19 protein-coding genes and 1 tRNA gene are annotated in these 15717 nt (G+C 69.4%); 15 read left to right on the top strand and 5 right to left on the bottom strand.

Annotation, left to right across the window (positions count from 1 at the left end; genetic code table 11):
- Positions 1–4: 4 nt before the first annotated feature.
- From JF886_RS05965 to JF886_RS05935, 7 genes are all read left to right on the top strand, one after another.
- A complete protein-coding gene (locus tag JF886_RS05965; protein WP_337310558.1) occupies positions 5–2554 on the top strand; it encodes an ABC transporter permease in 2550 nt (849 codons plus the stop codon).
- A 192-nt stretch (positions 2555–2746) separates the two neighbouring features.
- A complete protein-coding gene (locus JF886_RS05960; RefSeq protein ID WP_337310556.1) occupies positions 2747–3439 on the top strand; it encodes a hypothetical protein in 693 nt (230 codons plus the stop codon).
- A 46-nt stretch (positions 3440–3485) separates the two neighbouring features.
- The gene (locus JF886_RS05955) at positions 3486–4421 is read left to right on the top strand and encodes a phosphatase PAP2 family protein (RefSeq protein ID WP_337310554.1); all 936 of its coding nucleotides are present in this window, start codon (positions 3486–3488) and stop codon (positions 4419–4421) included.
- A 36-nt stretch (positions 4422–4457) separates the two neighbouring features.
- Entirely contained in the window at positions 4458–5165 is a 708-nt protein-coding gene (locus JF886_RS05950) for an HAD family hydrolase (RefSeq protein ID WP_337310551.1), read from the top strand.
- Positions 5162–5929 (top strand): PP2C family protein-serine/threonine phosphatase, encoded by a 768-nt coding sequence (locus JF886_RS05945; protein WP_337310550.1) that lies wholly within the window; start codon positions 5162–5164, stop codon positions 5927–5929. The genes JF886_RS05950 and JF886_RS05945 overlap by 4 nt, the downstream gene beginning before the upstream one ends.
- 127 nt (positions 5930–6056) lie before the next feature.
- A complete protein-coding gene (locus tag JF886_RS05940) occupies positions 6057–6248 on the top strand; it encodes a hypothetical protein (protein WP_337310548.1) in 192 nt (63 codons plus the stop codon).
- A 56-nt stretch (positions 6249–6304) separates the two neighbouring features.
- On the top strand, positions 6305–6736 hold the full coding sequence (locus tag JF886_RS05935) for a hypothetical protein (protein WP_337310546.1): 432 nt from the start codon (positions 6305–6307) through the stop codon (positions 6734–6736).
- Positions 6737–6759: 23 nt separating this feature from the next.
- Here the strand turns inward: JF886_RS05935 and JF886_RS05930 are convergent, their stop codons facing one another.
- The gene (locus tag JF886_RS05930) at positions 6760–7047 is read right to left on the bottom strand and encodes a YtxH domain-containing protein (RefSeq protein WP_337310545.1); all 288 of its coding nucleotides are present in this window, start codon (positions 7045–7047) and stop codon (positions 6760–6762) included.
- 41 nt (positions 7048–7088) lie between these two features.
- Positions 7089–7427: a (2Fe-2S) ferredoxin domain-containing protein gene (locus JF886_RS05925; RefSeq protein ID WP_337310544.1), complete on the bottom strand. Its 339-nt coding sequence runs from the start codon at positions 7425–7427 to the stop codon at positions 7089–7091.
- 73 nt (positions 7428–7500) lie between these two features.
- Here JF886_RS05925 and JF886_RS05920 point away from each other — a divergent pair, with 73 nt between their 5' ends.
- A complete protein-coding gene (locus tag JF886_RS05920) occupies positions 7501–7938 on the top strand; it encodes a DUF6941 family protein (protein ID WP_337310543.1) in 438 nt (145 codons plus the stop codon).
- Positions 7939–7940: 2 nt separating this feature from the next.
- Here JF886_RS05920 and JF886_RS05915 read toward each other — a convergent pair whose 3' ends face one another.
- Positions 7941–8807, bottom strand: coding sequence for a 3-hydroxybutyryl-CoA dehydrogenase (locus JF886_RS05915; protein ID WP_337310541.1), 867 nt, complete (start codon positions 8805–8807; stop codon positions 7941–7943).
- Positions 8808–8887: 80 nt separating this feature from the next.
- Between JF886_RS05915 and JF886_RS05910 the strand changes: the two genes are divergently transcribed.
- Genes JF886_RS05910 through JF886_RS05900 form a run of 3 tightly spaced genes read left to right on the top strand, consistent with a single transcriptional unit; the run spans position 8888 to position 11217 of the window.
- Positions 8888–9223, top strand: a complete 336-nt coding sequence (locus tag JF886_RS05910) for a hypothetical protein (protein WP_337310539.1) — start codon at positions 8888–8890, stop codon at positions 9221–9223.
- Positions 9216–10415 carry a M20 metallopeptidase family protein gene (locus JF886_RS05905; protein WP_337310537.1) on the top strand — a complete coding sequence of 400 codons (1200 nt, stop codon included), beginning with the start codon at positions 9216–9218 and terminating at the stop codon, positions 10413–10415. Before JF886_RS05910 ends, JF886_RS05905 begins: the two co-directional genes overlap by 8 nt.
- Positions 10416–10464: 49 nt before the next feature.
- Complete coding sequence (locus JF886_RS05900; RefSeq protein WP_337310535.1) at positions 10465–11217, top strand: chlorite dismutase family protein; 753 nt, start codon at positions 10465–10467, stop codon at positions 11215–11217.
- Positions 11218–11230: 13 nt separating this feature from the next.
- Here JF886_RS05900 and JF886_RS05895 read toward each other — a convergent pair whose 3' ends face one another.
- Complete coding sequence (locus tag JF886_RS05895; protein WP_337310533.1) at positions 11231–12538, bottom strand: (Fe-S)-binding protein; 1308 nt, start codon at positions 12536–12538, stop codon at positions 11231–11233.
- Between the two features lie 123 nt (positions 12539–12661).
- Here JF886_RS05895 and thyX point away from each other — a divergent pair, with 123 nt between their 5' ends.
- The 3 genes from thyX (at position 12662) to JF886_RS05880 (ending at position 14323) form a co-directional block, all read left to right on the top strand.
- Positions 12662–13450, top strand: a complete 789-nt coding sequence (gene thyX / locus JF886_RS05890; RefSeq protein WP_337310531.1) for an FAD-dependent thymidylate synthase — start codon at positions 12662–12664, stop codon at positions 13448–13450.
- A 102-nt stretch (positions 13451–13552) separates the two neighbouring features.
- On the top strand, positions 13553–13918 hold the full coding sequence (locus tag JF886_RS05885; RefSeq protein ID WP_337310529.1) for a HesB/IscA family protein: 366 nt from the start codon (positions 13553–13555) through the stop codon (positions 13916–13918).
- A 66-nt stretch (positions 13919–13984) separates the two neighbouring features.
- A complete protein-coding gene (locus tag JF886_RS05880; protein ID WP_337310528.1) occupies positions 13985–14323 on the top strand; it encodes a hypothetical protein in 339 nt (112 codons plus the stop codon).
- Positions 14324–14381: 58 nt separating this feature from the next.
- On the opposite strand, the gene JF886_RS05875 is transcribed toward JF886_RS05880, so the two are convergent.
- Positions 14382–15437: an outer membrane protein assembly factor BamB family protein gene (locus JF886_RS05875; RefSeq protein ID WP_337310527.1), complete on the bottom strand. Its 1056-nt coding sequence runs from the start codon at positions 15435–15437 to the stop codon at positions 14382–14384.
- A gap of 152 nt (positions 15438–15589) precedes the next feature.
- Here JF886_RS05875 and JF886_RS05870 point away from each other — a divergent pair.
- Positions 15590–15665: transfer RNA gene (locus JF886_RS05870), tRNA-Gly, on the top strand.
- The last annotated feature ends 52 nt before the right edge of the window (positions 15666–15717 follow it).

The following is a 15717-nucleotide window of genomic DNA, read 5'->3' as shown; positions in this document are numbered from 1 at the left end:
CGGCGTGCTCAAGGTCACCCTCCGCGGCCTGCTCGCGCACAAGCTGAGGCTGAGCCTCACCGCCGTCGCCATCGTGCTCGGCATCGCGTTCGTCTCCTCGACGTTCGTGGTGAGCGACACCATCAACAACGTCTTCGGCGCCATCTTCACGGACGCCAACCAAGGCATCGCGGTGGTGGTCGAAGGGCAGACGCTGGCCGGGACCGGCCAGGACATCGGTGGCGGGCAACGGCGCCCGGTGCCGGCCGCGGTCGTGCCTACGGTGCGCAAGGTCGATGGCGTCGCCGAGGCCGACGGCAGTATATTCCGCACCGGTGCGACGCTGCTGGCGCCGAATGGCACGCCCATCGGTGGGCACGGGCCACCCACGTTCGGCGCCAACTGGGTCAACACACCCAGCTCCCCGTACCACTTCCGGTCGGGCAATCCACCTCAGGCCGCGGACGACGTCGCCATTGATGCCGCCACCGCTGCAGCCAACGGCATCCACGTCGGTCAGAGGATCGACCTCGTGTTCAATGGCGGCGCCCGCCAGACCTTCCATGTCAGTGGCATCGTCGGCTATGGACAGGCGGACAACGTGGCCGGCGCAACCATCGCGCTCTTCACCACCCCGACGGCGATGCGCGTCCTGGACACCCAGGGGAACTTCGACCAGGTCAGCGTCTTCGCGGCGAGCGGGGTCAAGGACGCCGCACTCCGCGACCGGATCGCCCAGGTCCTCCCCGCCGACATGGTGGCCCAGACCGGCGCCGCCCAGGCGTCTCAGCAGGTGCAGGCAACCAGGTCGGTGATCGGGATCCTCAGCACCGCGCTGCTGGTGTTCGGGCTCATCGCGCTGTTCGTCGGTTCCTTCCTCATCGTCAACACTTTCACCATCCTCATCGCGCAGCGCTCACGCGAGCTGGCGCTGCTGCGCGCGCTGGGCGCGACCCGGCGCCAGGTGATGGTGTCGGTGTTGACCGAGGCGCTGCTGACCGGCGTGGTCGCGTCAGCCGTCGGCGCCGCGCTCGGCATCCTGCTGGCGATCGGGCTCGCCCGGCTGCTCGGCTTCTCGCTGAGCAACGGCGGCCTGACTGTCACCCCGCGTAGCTTCATCGTCGCGATCGTGGTCGGCACCGCAGTGACGCTCATCGCGGCCACGCTCCCGGCACGACGCGCGACTCGCGTCGCACCGATGGCCGCGCTGCGCGACGCCGTCCCCGAGGTCGCGCCAGTGACGCGGCGGCGGAGCATCGGCGGTGCGATCGTCACGGTGGTGGGCGCTGCATTGCTCGGCGCGGGATTGTTCGCCGGCACGGGGCAGACGTTGCTCCTGCTCGGCCTCGGCGCACTCGCGTTGTTCATCGGCATCGCCTACCTCTCGCCTCTGCTGGTGCGTCCGGTTGGCGGGGCCATCGGCCGGCCGCTGGCGCGGTTGCGTGGCGTGCCCGGACGGCTGGCCCGCGAGAACGCGATTCGCAGCCCGCGCCGCACCGCCTCCACCGCCGCCGCGTTGATGATCGGGGTCGCGCTGATCGCTGCGGTGGCCGTCATCGCGGCCTCATTCAAGGCGTCCGGCGAGGCGTCTATCGTCGGCTCCGTCAACTCGCAACTGCTTGTCGTCGACAACAGCGGCGGCCAGGGGGGCTTCACCACCAGCGTGGTCGACTCGCTGCGCAGGGACCCGCGCCTCGCCGACCTCACCGAGGTGCGCGCCAACTCGGTGGTGGTCGGCTCGGCCAACCAGTCGCTGCTGGCGATCGACGTCGCCGCCATCAACCACACAGTGATCTTCGACATGGTCAGCGGCGACCCCCTGTCGATCAGCGATGCGAACGACATGCTGGTCGACGACTCGACCGCGAGCGCGCGGGGCTGGACGACCGGCACAACCGTCCAGGCGCAGTTCCCCTACGCGTCGACGGCCGCCACCAAGCGCATCGGCGGGGTGTACCACGGCAATGCGCTGATCTCCGGCTTCGCCGTCTCCCTTGCCACGTACACGGCGAACTTCCCCAAGCCGCAGCAGGACATCGCCATCCTGGTCAACGCGGCACCCGGACAGACCGTCGGCGCCGCTGACGCTGCGCTGAAGTCCGACCTCGTCGCCTTCCCGGCCCTCACCGTGCAGACCAAGCAGGAGTTCATCGACGCCAACTCGAAGGCCATCGACCAGGCCCAGTCGCTGATCGACGTGCTGCTCGTGCTCTCGGTGATCATCGCTGCGCTAGGGGTGGTCAACACCCTGGCGCTGAGCGTCCTCGAGCGGGCCCGCGAGCTCGGGCTGCTCCGGGCGCTGGGCCTCACCCGCCGCCAGACCCGCTCTATGGTGCGCTGGGAGGCGGTGATCATCGCGCTGCTCGGCGCCGTGCTCGGCCTCGTCATCGGCGCCGGGATGGGTACGGCGGTGGTGCGCGCGCTCGCCAGCCAGGGGTTGAGCAAGCTCTCCGTCCCCGCCGTGCAGCTCGTCGCCTACGTGGTCGCCGCCTTCCTCATCGGTGTCCTCGCCGCGGTGCTTCCTGCCCGGCGCGCGGCGCGGCTCAACGTCCTCGACGCCATCGCCACTGAGTGAACATCCGCGGTCGGTTCAGGCGGCCGCGAGCGCGGCGGCCTCGAACGGGAGTGCCAAACGGGCCACGCCGCTGAGGACTGGGTGAGGTTGGCGACGGCGCAACAGGCGCACCGCCGCCGGTTGCTATCATCGGCGCAGCGTTCCAGCAACGATCCAACTCCACGTCCTGTCCAACGTCACACAACTCGAGGCATGAGCAGCATTCCAACCGATTCCGCGCAGCAGTACGCGATGACTGTGCTGGTGCCCGAGGTGGAGGAGGCCCAGCGCCTCGCGGCCGCCCTCGACGAGGTGCGCCGGCCCGACAGCCCGCTGGCCGTCATCGCGGTGCCCCCCGTGCGCGGTGTGGCGTTCTTCGCCGACGACGAGCGCCAGGCCAAGCTGGACCGGTGGTGGGCACATGCCATCCCGCAGGACAGCGTGCCCGTGTACTTGGTCGTCGACGAGGAGGGAATCGCCGAATGGCTACCCGGGCTCGACGGCCGGTTCGTCGTCGGCGTCTCCCAGCCCGGAGCTGCCGAGCGCTACCGTGGGCTGCGCAATGTCACCGTCGCCGAGGGCGACGGGATGCTCGACATCGCGCTGGCCGCGGTCGAAGAGTTCTCCGGGTCGGCGATGTTTCGCCAGGACGCCCCCGCTCGTCTGGAGAAGCGGCTCCGTCGCGTCCAGCCGGAGTCGACCTCTCGATTCCGGCGCGCGCGCCTCCATCCGGCCGACGAGGCATTCCTGCGCAGCCCGGGCCCCGCTGATCACCACCCCATCCCCAACCTCCCTCCGCCGGAGGGGCCGGCACGGGTCAGCGACCAGGCCCCACGTGAGGAGCTGGTGCGGGCTCTTGCCGACACCCTCGCGCGGCTCCAGAGAATTCGCAGCACCACCGGCTGAACGCGGTCGGACGGGGCGTGCGCCGCCCGGCTACGCTTGCCTCCGGATGGATGTGGTCACCCCGGAAGCGGCGCGGATGCCGGCGATCCGGCGAGCACCCTTCGTGTACGCGCTCATCGTGGCGGACGCCGCGGCGGTCGCCCTCTTCAGCCTCGCGGCGGGCGGCACCTTCGACTGGTGGCTTGTGGCGCTCGGCGCGGTGGCCGTCGCGGCCCTGCTGCTGCCGGTGCCGCAGTGGCTCAGCCGCTGGGCTCCGATGCTGCTCATCGCCATTGTCTTCCTGGCGCTCGGCGGTCTCTCCCAGCGGCAGGGGATCCACGCCTCGTCCGCGTTCCTGATTGCGGCTGACCGCGCCCTGACCGGGACCGTGGTTCCCGTCTGGCTTCAGCATCACCTTCCTCTGTTGCTCGGAGCTCCCGCCTGGGCGCTCACGGCGGTGTACCTGGCGCACTACGTGGCGCCACTGCTCGCCGCGGGGTGGCTGTGGTGGCGGCACCGGGAGCGCTTCGACGCCTTCGTGGCGACCTACCTGCTGGCGATGGTCATCGGCTTCGCGGTGTACCTCACGTTCCCGCAGTCGCCGCCGTGGCTGGCTGCGCAGCAGGGCCTGCTGCCCCATCTGCACCGCAGCGTCGTCGAGGTGCTCCAGTCGCTCCACCTCGGTTCCCTGTACGCGGGTGCCGATCCCGAACCGTTCGGCGCCATGCCCTCGCTGCACGTGACCATCCCGGTGCTCGTGGCCGCCGTGGTGATCAGCGCGCAGCGCTCGCGGTGGCGCTGGATGTGGCTGCTGTATCCAGCGGCCGTCGCGGTCGCGGTGCTGGTGATGGCGGAGCACTACCTGACGGACACCCTTGCCGGCGTCGCGGTGGCGCTCGTCGCGGCGGCGGTGGTGAGCGCTCTGCCGGCGCGCGCGTTGAGCGGAACTGGGGACGGCCGCGTCGAGCTGCTGCGCGGTCGTGGGGATCCCGAGCCCGCGTAGGGCTGGCGGTCGCGGGCGATGGGACACAATGAATCGGTGATCGATCGACCCTTCGAACGCACCCTGAAGGGAGCGATCTTCGACCTTGGCGGGGTCATGACCGAGCCGCTGGGCCGTCATCGCGAGACCATCGTGGACCCCGTCCAGCTCGACCTGCTGCGCTTCTTTCTCAACGAGTTCCGCGACGTGTACCACCTGCCCACCGGCGCGCACGACCTCCACCTGCTGGAGACCGGGGCGATCTCCGACGAGGAGTTTTTTGCCCGCATGGCCGCGCGCTACATTGCCGCGGGTGGCCACGAGGCGGTGGATGCGCGCATCGCCCAGCACGTCGTGTTCGGAGGCGGGCTGCCCGCGTGCGGCGCGATGATCGACACGGTTCGCCAGGTCAAGGGAGCGGGCTACCGGACCGCGCTGCTCACCAATATCTCGCGCAGCGGCGAATCGGTGTGGCGGTCGCTACTGCCGGTCGAGGAGCTGTTCGACGTCGTCGTCGATTCCTCGCAGGTGGGGCTGCGCAAGCCGGACCCGGCCATCTTCCTGCTCACCTGCGAGCGCCTCGGTCTGGCGCCCCACGATTGCCTCTTCGTGGACGACATGCGCTGCAACGTCGATGCCGCCACCGAGCTGGGCATGACCACCATCCAGTGCCACGACCCCGTGACCATCGCCGACGAGGTGGTGGAGATGCTCCTGGGGCGGGCCGCGGCCGCTGAGCCGGAATCCGCCGGCGCGGGCCAGTGAGCGTGCCGGAGGCGATCACCGTCGCCGACCTGTCCGCGACGTCGACCGACTCGCACCAGATCGCCGCGGCCACCCACATCGGACCGGTCCGCCAGGAGAACCAGGATGCCTTCGCGGTGACCCAGCTGCGCGGTGGAGAGGGCGTTGGGCTGCTGGTGGCTGACGGGATGGGAGGCCTCCCGGGCGGCAGGGAGGCGGCGCAGGCGGCCTCCGCGGCGGCCATCGCGGTGCTCGTCGCCGGCGGCGCCGACCAACAGGCAGTCCTCGCCGCCGTCGACGCGGCCAACCGAGCGGTGGGAGAGCTGCGTACCGAGATCGGCGGCCGGCCGGGCACCACTCTCACCCTCGCCGCCGTCAACGGTGCGGGCGCGGTGATCGGCCACGCCGGGGACAGCCGCGCCTACCTGGTCCGTGGCGGCGAGGCTCGCCTGCTCACCAGCGACCACTCCTGGGTCGGCGAGCAGGTGCGCGCGGGCGCGCTGCCCCCGGGATCCGAGCGCAGCAACTCGCGGCGCAACCTCATCACCAGGGCGGTGATGGGTGACCCGCTCGAGGCCGAGGCGCTCTCGATCGAGCTCGTCGCGGGGGACGTGCTCATGCTCTGCAGCGACGGCTTCTGGGAGCCCCTGGCCGATGCCGACATCGCCGTGCTGCTCGAGACGCCGGGACCGCTGACTGCCGTCGTCGAGCGGGCAGTGCAGACAGCGCTGGACGCCGGCGCGACCGACAACGTCACCCTCATCGCCCTCCGACAGGAGCGCTGACGGGGGCCGCCCAAACACGCGCGCTAACTGCAATCCCGTGGCACGATTGCAGGGGCCGTTACCAATTCGGGCTCGACGTCGTTGTCACTGCACCCAGCCCACACGGCCAGACCAACAGGAGGCCTCGATGCCCCGTCGCCACCATCCCCGCGCCGTCAAGATCTGCGCCCACTGCGGCGCCGGCTACGACGGCTTCAAGGCCATGGAGCTGCGCGGCCGCTACTGCTCGCCCACCTGCTTGGCCGAGGCCCGGGCCGCCCGCCGCCGGGTGGCGCCATTGGTTGCCGGGGGAGACGCCTCAGCCTTCCTGGCTCCGTGAACCGGCGCCCCTCCCGGGCGGGCGCGGCCGCCTGACGATCGGGCAGACTCGCGCCCATGGCACGTCTCTACGCTCAGCTCTGCGCGCTCGTGTTCCTGGTGGTTGGCGTCGGCGGCCTCGCCGCGGGAAATGCCGGACCGCCCGCCCCCAACGGCGGCGGCAACGTGGGCAGCCTCGTCCTGCATCTCACCTGGGCGCGTGACGCCCTCGACATCGTCCTGCTCGTGCTCTTCGCCTATGTCGGCTTCGTTGCACCACGCCGTGTGGGCAGGATGATCGTCGGCGTCGTCGGAGTCGTCCTGTTCGCGCTGGCCGTCGCCGGCTTCCTCGTCGGTGATGACGCCGCCGCCACCAAGGACGTGCTGGGCCTGCACTTCACGACGGCGCTCAACATCCTCGACCTCGTGGTCGGTGTGGTCGCCATCCTGGCCGCGCTCGGCACTGTCGAGGACCCGGAGCCGGCACCCCGCTCGGTGCTGCGCGGCTGAGCAGGATCCGCCCCGCCCCTCGGTCAGTGTCGCCCGTTGGTCTCGTTGTGAATGCGGACCGAGCCCTCGACCGAGACGGCGTCGTCGTCGTGGACCACCTTGTCCACCTGGTGGCGGGCGATGTCGGCGGCCGCGCTGGCGAACGGAGCAACCCTGCGGACGGTCCGTTCCGCGACCTGGTAGCCGTCACGCGCGGCCGCGCCGAAGGCGGCGAGCTGCTGGCGGGTCTTGGTGCCGGGCTGGGGGGCGACGCAGATGCCGACGACGGCCCCGATGACGCTGCCGTGAACGAAGCCGCGGACGTAGCCCATCTCTGCTCTCCTCGAGGGTGCTGATCGACGGGACCACCCTACTACGTGAGTGCCGTCGAAGCCCACTCGCCGTCCGGGGTGATCCGGAGGTGCTCGACCGGACGGCCGCCGATGAGGTGCTCGTCGATGAGCTCGTCGACGTCCTCGACACGGAGGTTCCCGTACCACACGCCGTCGGGGTAGACGATCAGGATCGGACCCTGGTGGTGCTGCTGGTTGCAGCCCATCCGGGTGGTGCGGACGTGGGTGAGGCCGCGCCGCTCCAGCTCGTCGCGCAGACGCAGGAGGATCCTCTCGCTACCCATGCCCCCGCAGTGGTGGCGGCCGACGGTGGTGCACACGAAGACGTGCAGGTTGCGCTGGGCGGGGGTGGGATCCACCTCTCGATGGTGACGCAGCGGGCGTGCACAGCGTCGCAGCGGGCGTCGTCCGCGGTGCGTCAGAGTCGACCGCATGGAGATGAGCTTCGCCTTCTTCGCGGACGCCGCCACCGTCCCTGCTGACGGCAAGGTATACGTGCTCGGCGGCGGCTTCAGCGCGCTCGCCCTGCCGGAGCTGCCTGGGATGGCGAGCTTCGCCGTGGTCGCCGGCTTCCGCTTCACCAGCGCCGACGCCGGCCAGGTCCAGATCATCGAGCTGCGCTTCGTGGACAACCTCGGCAAGCTGGTGGTGCCGCCGACCACGATGCGGTTCGAGTCCGCGGGGCCGCCGCCGTCAGGGGCGGGGGAGGTCAGCGTGTCGACCGTGACCATCCTGCAACCCACCCTCGGCGAGCCCGGTGAGTACGCTGCGGAGTTCTGGCGCGAGGGAACCCTGCTGAGCACGGTCCGGCTGCACGTGCTCGAACAGCAGATGCCCCTGTCTCAGCCGGGCAGCCCGCCGCCGGCGTAAGGCTAGCGCTGCTGTTCGGCGTCGTAGGTGTAGAAGCCGCGTCCGGTCTTGCGACCCAGGTACCCAGCCGCGACCATCCGCTTGAGCAGCGGCGGGGCGGCGTAGTCGCGAATCGCGTACTCCTCGTAGAGCGCGTCGCACACGAAGAGCGCGGTGTCGAGACCGATGTAGTCGAGTAGCTGCAGCGGTCCCATGGGATGGCCGCAGCCGAGCCGCATCCCCTCGTCGATGTCGTCCTTGGTGGCAAAACCCGACTCGTAGAGGCGCACGGCGTTGTTGAGGAAGGGGATGAGCAGCAGGTTAACGATGAAGCCACCGCGGTCCTGAGCGACGATGACCCGCTTGCCCAGCTTCTCGCCGAGCGCCCTGGTCTCGGCGAGTGTCTGATCGCTCGTGGCGATCGTCCGGACGACCTCGAGCAGCTTCATGACGGGGGCCGGGTTGAAGAAGTGGGTGCCGATGACGCGGTCCGGGCGGTGGGTGGCCCGCGCGATCTCCATGATCGGCAGCGACGACGTGTTCGTCGACAGGATGCCGTGCTCGGGGACGATGTGGTCGAGCCGCCCGAACAGTTCCACCTTGTCGGGAAGCCGCTCGACGATGGCCTCGACCACGAGGTCGCAGTCACCCAGCTCGTCGAGGTCCGTGCTGAAGCTGAGCTGCCCGCTGATGCGCTCGACGTCATCATCGCTGAGCTTGCCGCCAAGCCGGCCTCGCTCCAGCGACTTCTCGACCCGCTGCCGGCCGGTCGCGAGCAGCTCCTCGCCGGCCTCGGCGACCCGGGTGCGCAATCCGCTTCGGGCGCACACCTCGGCGATACCCGAGCCCATCAGCCCCGCACCGACGATGCCGACGGTTCTGATCTCCATGGCTTCCTCCAGTGACTGCCGGGACGCGGGGTGGTCGCCACGAACTGGCCGTCCCGGCGGCCCTCCTATGATGGCGGGCGATGCCCACCCCTGACGTCGCCCTGGTGAGCGGCGATCTCCTCTTCGCCAGCCGCCTTCGCGCCGTCCTTGCCCCTACGACGCGCGTTGCCATGGCCGCGGCGGGTGAGCTCCCCGCCGAGGGCATGGTCTTCGTCGACCTCAATGATGAGGTGGAGGCGCGGATCGATCTGATCAGCGCGCTGCGCGCGCGCGGCGACACACGGATCATCGGCTTTTGCCAGCACGACGACCGCGAGGTTCGTGTGCGCGCCATGGAGCACGGGGCCGACCAGGTGGTCACCAACGGAGCTCTTCAGGAGGCGGCGCTCCGGCTCATTGGGCGAGAGCGTGACTGACCTCGCCGCCCGCGTGGCTTCGGAGGTCGACCGCGTCCGCGAAGAGGTGGTCGCAACGCGCCGCGACCTGCACCGCCATCCCGAGCTCTCGCTCGAAGAGCGTCGCACCGCCGAGGTCGCCGCGACGCGCAGCGAGGAACTGGGCTTCACGGTCCGCACCGGCGTCGGCGGCACCGGGGTGATCGCCGACCTCCACGGCTCCGGCGGCGACGGCGATGGTGACCCGGTCACGCTGATGCTGCGCGCCGACATGGACGCGTTGCCCATCCTCGAGCGTGGCCAGGATCGGGTGGCCACCTCCGAGGTGGACGGGGTCATGCACGCCTGCGGCCACGACGGCCATGTTGCGATGACGCTGGGCGCCGCCACCGTGCTGGCATCGCTGCGTGACGCGTGGCGAGGCCGCGTACGCCTCTGCTTTCAACCCGCTGAGGAGATCGCCGCTGGAGCGGTCCCGATGATCAAGGACGGCGCGCTCGACGGCGTCGACCAGGTGATCGGCATCCATCTTTGGGCGCCGTTGCAGGTCGGCCAGGTTGGTGTCAAGGATGGCCCGATCTTCGGGAGCGCTGACGAGTTCCGGATCACCGTTCGCGGCCGCGGCGGCCATGGTGGCATGCCCCACACCAGCATCGACCCCGTCGTCGCCGCCGCCCACGTGGTGCTGGCGCTGCAGACCATCGTCAGCCGCGAGACCTCGCCGTTCTCGCCCGCGGTGGTCACGGTCGGGCGCGTCGAGGGTGGGTCAGCGTTCAACGTCATCGCCGACGAGGTGCGCCTGCGGGGCACGGTCCGCGCGCTGGACGCCAGCGAACGCGATCGGCTGCTGCGCAGGGTGGCCGAGGTGGCGGCCGCGATCGCGTCGGCGTCCGGCGCGTCGGCAGACTTCGAGCGCGCCAACGGCTGTCCCCCCGTCGTCAGCGACGCCGACTCGGTCGAGCTGGTGCGCCGCGCCGCGATCGCGACGGTGGGCGCAGACAACGTGGTCACACCCCAGCCGATCACCGTCGGTGACGACGTCGCCTGCCTCATCAACGAGGCGGGTCGGGGCTGCTACTTCCTGGTCGGCGCCGGCGATATCGCCACGCACCCGGTGGCGCCGCACCACAGTGCGGACTTCGATATCGACGAGCGCAGCCTGCCCATCGGCGTGGGCACGCTGGTCCGCGCTGCGCTCGAGGTATTGCGGTGAGCGATCCCGGGGGGCGGCTCTGCGCCGCCGCCGCGGTACAGTGTTCGCTGTGACCGACATCGCCGCGCTGCCGCTGACCGTTCGCGACGCCACCGCGCCGCCGCCCACAGCCCGCCAGCACATCCGCTTCGCTTTCTTCGCGGTGCGGCCAGAATGGCGGCAGCGCAGCGAGCAGCAGCGCGACGCCGACCGCGCCGAGGTGGCGGCGCTGATCCGCGACATCGACAGCCGTGACAACGCTCTGGTGCGCACCTACAGCCTGGTGGGCACGCGCGGCGACGCCGACTTCATGGTCTGGCTGGTCAGCGACCGGCTTGAGGATTTGCACGAGTTCTCGGCGCGGCTCAACCGCACCGTTATGGGCGCGCACCTGACCTCCCCGTACAGCTACTTCTCGATGACCAAGCAGAGCATGTACGTGGAGAAGCACGAGCACCGCAACCAGGAGGGGAGGAGCAACCGGCTGGTGATCGCTCCCACCAACCGTCGCTACCTCTTCGTCTACCCCTTCGTGAAGACACGGGCGTGGTACCGGTTGAGCCGTGAGGAGCGCCAGCGCCAGATGAGCGAGCACATCGCCATGGGCCATCGCTACCCGGGCGTGAAGATCAACACGACCTACTCGTTCGGCCTCGACGACCAGGAGTTCGTGGTGGCCTTCGAGAGCGATTCCATCGCCGACTTCCTCGACCTGGTGCAGGAGATGCGCGAGAGTGAGGCGTCGACACACACGGTGCGCGACGTGCCGTCCTTCACCTGCATGCTGATGACGCCGGAGGAGGCGCTGGCCGCGATCGGCTGACGGCGGGTGCGAGCTACTCCGGGATGATGGCGCTGCGCCGCTGCGCCGTCTCGATCGATTCGTTGAGCAGCTCGAACACATGCATGACCCGCACGTCCGGGGCGTAGCGGGCGGCGCCGTTGCGCAGCTGCAGCAAGCACGAGACGTTCTCGGTGACCAGAACCTCGGCGCCGCTGGCCACGACGTGCTCGAACTTGCGCTGCAGGATCGCCTCACTACGCTCCGGCTGGTCACGGAAGTACATCCCCGGGCCACCGCAGCACATCGCCGCCTCCTCGAGGGGGACGATCTCGAGGCGGGGCACCTGGGCGAGCAGGCGGCACGCCGCGGACCGAGCCGGCCCCTCGATGGGCAGCGAGCAGGGCTCGTCGATGGCCACCCGCCAGCGCAGCGGTCCCAGAGTGGCGCGCTGACCGGCGTCGTCGAGCAGCTCGGTGGCCAGAATGGTGCGCTGGGCGACTCGCTGAGCATCGATCGCGTGCAGTGAGTCCTCGGCGAGGATGGTGTCGTACTGCTTGTAGTGGGCAGTGCACGAGGCGACGTCGCCGACGAGGATGTCGACCTTGAGTTCGCGAAGCACGTCGACGTTGGCTGCAGCCATGTCGATCATCGCCTGGCGATCCCCGAGCGACTTGGCGGGCAGGCCGCTGCAGGCCAGCTGCGGCACCACCACCTCGAAGCCGTTGGCAAGGAGCACGCGCATGGTCGCCTCGGTCGCCTGCGGCACGGCGAGGTTCTGGTAGCAGCAGACCAGGAATCCCAGCCGGCCGCGCACCGGCGCAGCTGCGGCCGGCAGCGAGCGGCTCCGCCGGTACGCGGTCTGGCGCGGCAGCGGGCCGACGTGCTCCATGAGCGCACCACCGGTGCCCAGCCAGCGGGTCAGGCCGGTGCGCCGCGCGAACGCGTGCAACCCGGTCACCTGGGCGGCGCGAGACAGCCCATGCAGGAAGCTGAGCACGCCAGGACGCGGCAGCACCGAGCGGAAGGCCACCGACTGACCCCAGGGATGGCCCTCCTGTTCGTGCAGCTCCATGCGGGCGCGGCTGACGATCTGGGCGGTGGGCACCCGCGGTGCGCAGGCCGCCACGCAGTTGTCGCAGGTGAGGCAGGTAGAGAGAGGGCCGTCGGCGATGTCGCGCAGCTCGATCCTTCCTTCGATGGCGTCGCGCACCAGCGAGACCCGGCCGCGCGCCGTCTCCCACTCAACGGGGTTGGTGACGTACGTCGGGCACACGGCCTGGCACAGCGAGCACTTGTTGCACTCGCTGGCAGCCTGGTAGACGTCCTCGAGAAAGCGCGGCGGGACGGCCAGGTCGGTCACCGGCGGAATTGTACGGGGCGGGATGGCGCGCGCTCCGCCACTCGCGTTGACGCTGCAAAAGGGCAGCCGCCATGCTTGCGCCGGCCTTCAGGCTCCCCCATCCGTCCCAGCATCGAGGTTGCCATGGCGCATGAAACCACCCCGTCCATCCACCTCATCGCGCGTCCCGCCGTGGACCTCGAGGGGATGCGCGCCTACCTCGAGGACGTCGGCGGCGGCTCCTGGCTCGAGCGCCGGACCGCGGCGGACACCGCGCCCAACGCCGGCGAGCTGCTGGTCGAGTTCGGTGGGCGCGCCTGCTACCGGAGCTGGGAGCCCGGGCTCAACGTCAACGTGACCAAGGTCAGAACCGACCAGCGCGACTACCTCAAGAACATCCTCAAGAGCGCCCACGGCAGCGTGCTCGAGCACGCCAACTACTCGTTCGCATTGCGCAACGTGAGCCGCGTAGCCACCCACGAGATCGTCCGCCACCGCGCCGGCGCCGCCTACAGCCAGGAGAGCCTCAGGTACGTGCGCCTCGTCGACATCGGCTTCCGGGTCCCACCCGCCCTCGAGCCACTCCGTCAGGAGTGCCTGGAACTGGTCGAGCGCCTCGAGGAGTTCCAGGTCTCGGCTGCAGAGAAACTGAAGATCGATGACGACGGCATTCCCTTCCACGTCAAGAAGGAGGTTACATCGGCGCTCCGCCGCCTGGCGCCCATCGGGTTGAGCACCGATCTGATCCTGACCATGAACCTGCGCACACTCCGCCATGTGATCGAGATGAGGACGGACACAGGCGCCGAGGAGGAGCTCCGCCTCATCTTCGGGCGGCTCGGCGAGATCATGGTGGAGGAGGCGCCCGGGCTCTTCCAGGACTTCACCCGCAGAGACGACGGCTCCTGGGTGCCCGAGTTCCGCAAGGTCTGAGGCGGGGACACGGGGGGTGGATCCGGAACGAACCTACGGTATGATCGAGGAGGCACCAGCGCGGTGGTCCGGATTCCGTTCACCTGAGGCAGGGAGCCCCAAATGATCAGCGTCAGCGACACGGCCCTTGGCCAGCTCCAGACACTTTTCTCCGAGCAGGCGGCAGAGCAGCAGGTCGGTCTGCGCGTGTACATCCAGTCGGGTGGGTGCTCCGGCTTCTCCTACGGGATGGGCATCGACGAGAACCCGCCGAAGTCGGACGACCAGGTGGTCGACGTCAACGGGCTCCGCGTCTACGTTGACGCCTACTCGGCGCAGTACCTCGACGGGGCTGAGATCGACTACGTCGACGCCATCATGGGCGGCGGCTTCACCATCAACAATCCCAACGCGGTGAAGACCTGCGGCTGCGGCCACAGCTTCCAGACCGCCGACAGCGCCGGCGAGGCGAAGGCCTGCTCGCACTGATCCGCTGATCGTCGAGCGGGGAGACGCGCCATCCTCGCCGCTCACCGGACGGTTGCGCTGCTTGTCGTGCTCCTTTCGCTCGGGGGCAGCATCTGGGCCGTCCACGACTGGCTTCGTCGCGGTGCGGTCCATCCGCGGCTGATCACCTTCACGGGGGCGATGTCCGGCCTCATCGGGTTGCAGGCGCTGTTCGGCGTCGCGCTGGCGATCATGGGAAACCGTCCTTCTGATGGCGCCACCCACTTCATCGTGGGGCCGCTGACTCTCGTCGCGCTCCCGCTGGCGCGACGCGTCGCCGCGGGACGGTCCGACCGTGCCGTGTCCGCGATCCTGGCGGTGGGCTGGTTCGTCCTGATGCTGCTGGCGCTGCGCTCTGTGGGCAGTGGAGGAGGCCTCAGCGGCTGAACGCACCGCAGCAACGCGATCTCCACGACCGTTCAGATCGGCGTGTCTGCATCGGCGCTTAGAAATCGTCCGGCGGTGGTGTTTGGCCGGTGTAGTCGCCGATGACGAACGAAGTGTACGGGCCGTTCAGCAGGCCGTGGGTGTTGCCTGCGACGCTGGTGCGCCCATACTGGACCTCCCGCTGTTTGTCCTCGTTGACGATCAGAACACGATGGTTGAACTGGTCGGCGATGGACGTGTCGCCGTTCTCGAGCCGGACGGCGTTGGTTGGCAGCGGCGCGGTGTTGCTGTGAGGTCCGTTGTTGGTGACGTACTGCCAGACGATGCGCTTGTCCTCGGTCACCTCGATGATGCGGCTGTGGCCGGAGTCGGTGATCAGCGTGTTGCCGTTGGTCAGCCGGCTTGCGAACGCCGCGAAGTCAAGCGGCATTGTGATCCCGGTGTCGCCACTACCGTACTGCCAGACGATGTGACCGGAGCGTGTGATCTCGATGACCCTGTTGTTGTTCTCGTCGGCAATGAGAATGTGGCCGTTGCGCAGGAGCTCCGCGCTGTTCGGGTTCATCAGGGCGCCGGGGCCGGACGCGGGGCCATACGACCAGACGATCGACCTGCTGAACCTGTTGATCTCGATGACTCGGTTGTTGCTCTGGTCGACGACCATGATGTTGCGATTGGGAAGCTGGATTGCGAAGACGGGCACGTTGAGCTGGTTCGGCCCGGAGCCGGCAATGCCCGCCTGGCCGTACTGCCAGACGATGTCGCCGTTGTGGGTGACGACGATGACCCGGTTGTCGGCGCAGCCGGGAATGCCGGTTCCGGCAAGCAGGGTGAGGCCGTCGCCGAGACGCTCGGCATCATTCGGTCCGATAATGGCGCCCGGACCTGGGTTGCACAGTGACGGGTTTCCTGAGCCGAAGCTCCACACGATCGTCCGCGACGCGGGGTCGACCTCGATCGCACGGTTGTTGAACTGGTCCGAGATCAGCAGGTTCCCCTTCGCGTTGAAGCGGCCGTGGCCATCGCCACCCGCCGCTGTCACGGTCGGTGAGGGCAGGGAGAGCGCTGCCAGTGAGGCAAGCAGCAGCCCGACGCCAAGCACAGATCTCCGCATGTCCGCTCCTCCGCTACGAGTGCCGTTGTTGGCATTGCGCAGTCTCGGCCGGACCGCGGGTGCCGACAACGCGACCTTGGTCTTAAGACGCGGCCCGATCGCTGCTCGGGAGCCACGCCTGTGCCGTCCGTATACTCCTGGAGGGTTGCCGAGCGGGAGTAGCTCAGTTGGTAGAGCGCTAGCCTTCCAAGCTGGATGTCGAGGGTTCGAGTCCCTTCTCCCGCTCCAGCGCCTCTGTGAAGGTCAGTTTTGATCTCAAGTTGGAGCGCTTTCGGTTTTT

Source organism: Candidatus Aeolococcus gillhamiae (assembly GCF_016464765.1).
Lineage (GTDB): Bacteria > Chloroflexota > Dormibacteria > Aeolococcales > Aeolococcaceae > Aeolococcus > Aeolococcus gillhamiae.
Note: the sequence above shows the minus strand (reverse complement) of the source record. Positions and strands in the feature narration are given on the sequence as shown.

Bases quoted from the DNA above. Each gene is read 5' to 3' on its own strand.
- JF886_RS05960 (WP_337310556.1), top strand. From the start codon at position 2,747: ATGAGCAGCATTCCAACCGATTCCGCGCAGCAGTACGCGATGACTGTG.
- JF886_RS05955 (WP_337310554.1), top strand. From the start codon at position 3,486: ATGGATGTGGTCACCCCGGAAGCGGCGCGGATGCCGGCGATCCGGCGA.
- JF886_RS05940 (WP_337310548.1), top strand. From the start codon at position 6,057: ATGCCCCGTCGCCACCATCCCCGCGCCGTCAAGATCTGCGCCCACTGC.
- JF886_RS05935 (WP_337310546.1), top strand. From the start codon at position 6,305: ATGGCACGTCTCTACGCTCAGCTCTGCGCGCTCGTGTTCCTGGTGGTT.
- JF886_RS05930 (WP_337310545.1), bottom strand. From the start codon at position 7,047: ATGGGCTACGTCCGCGGCTTCGTTCACGGCAGCGTCATCGGGGCCGTC.
- JF886_RS05920 (WP_337310543.1), top strand. From the start codon at position 7,501: ATGGAGATGAGCTTCGCCTTCTTCGCGGACGCCGCCACCGTCCCTGCT.
- JF886_RS05915 (WP_337310541.1), bottom strand. From the start codon at position 8,807: ATGGAGATCAGAACCGTCGGCATCGTCGGTGCGGGGCTGATGGGCTCG.
- JF886_RS05910 (WP_337310539.1), top strand. From the start codon at position 8,888: ATGCCCACCCCTGACGTCGCCCTGGTGAGCGGCGATCTCCTCTTCGCC.
- thyX (WP_337310531.1), top strand. From the start codon at position 12,662: ATGGCGCATGAAACCACCCCGTCCATCCACCTCATCGCGCGTCCCGCC.
- JF886_RS05885 (WP_337310529.1), top strand. From the start codon at position 13,553: ATGATCAGCGTCAGCGACACGGCCCTTGGCCAGCTCCAGACACTTTTC.
- JF886_RS05875 (WP_337310527.1), bottom strand. From the start codon at position 15,437: ATGCGGAGATCTGTGCTTGGCGTCGGGCTGCTGCTTGCCTCACTGGCA.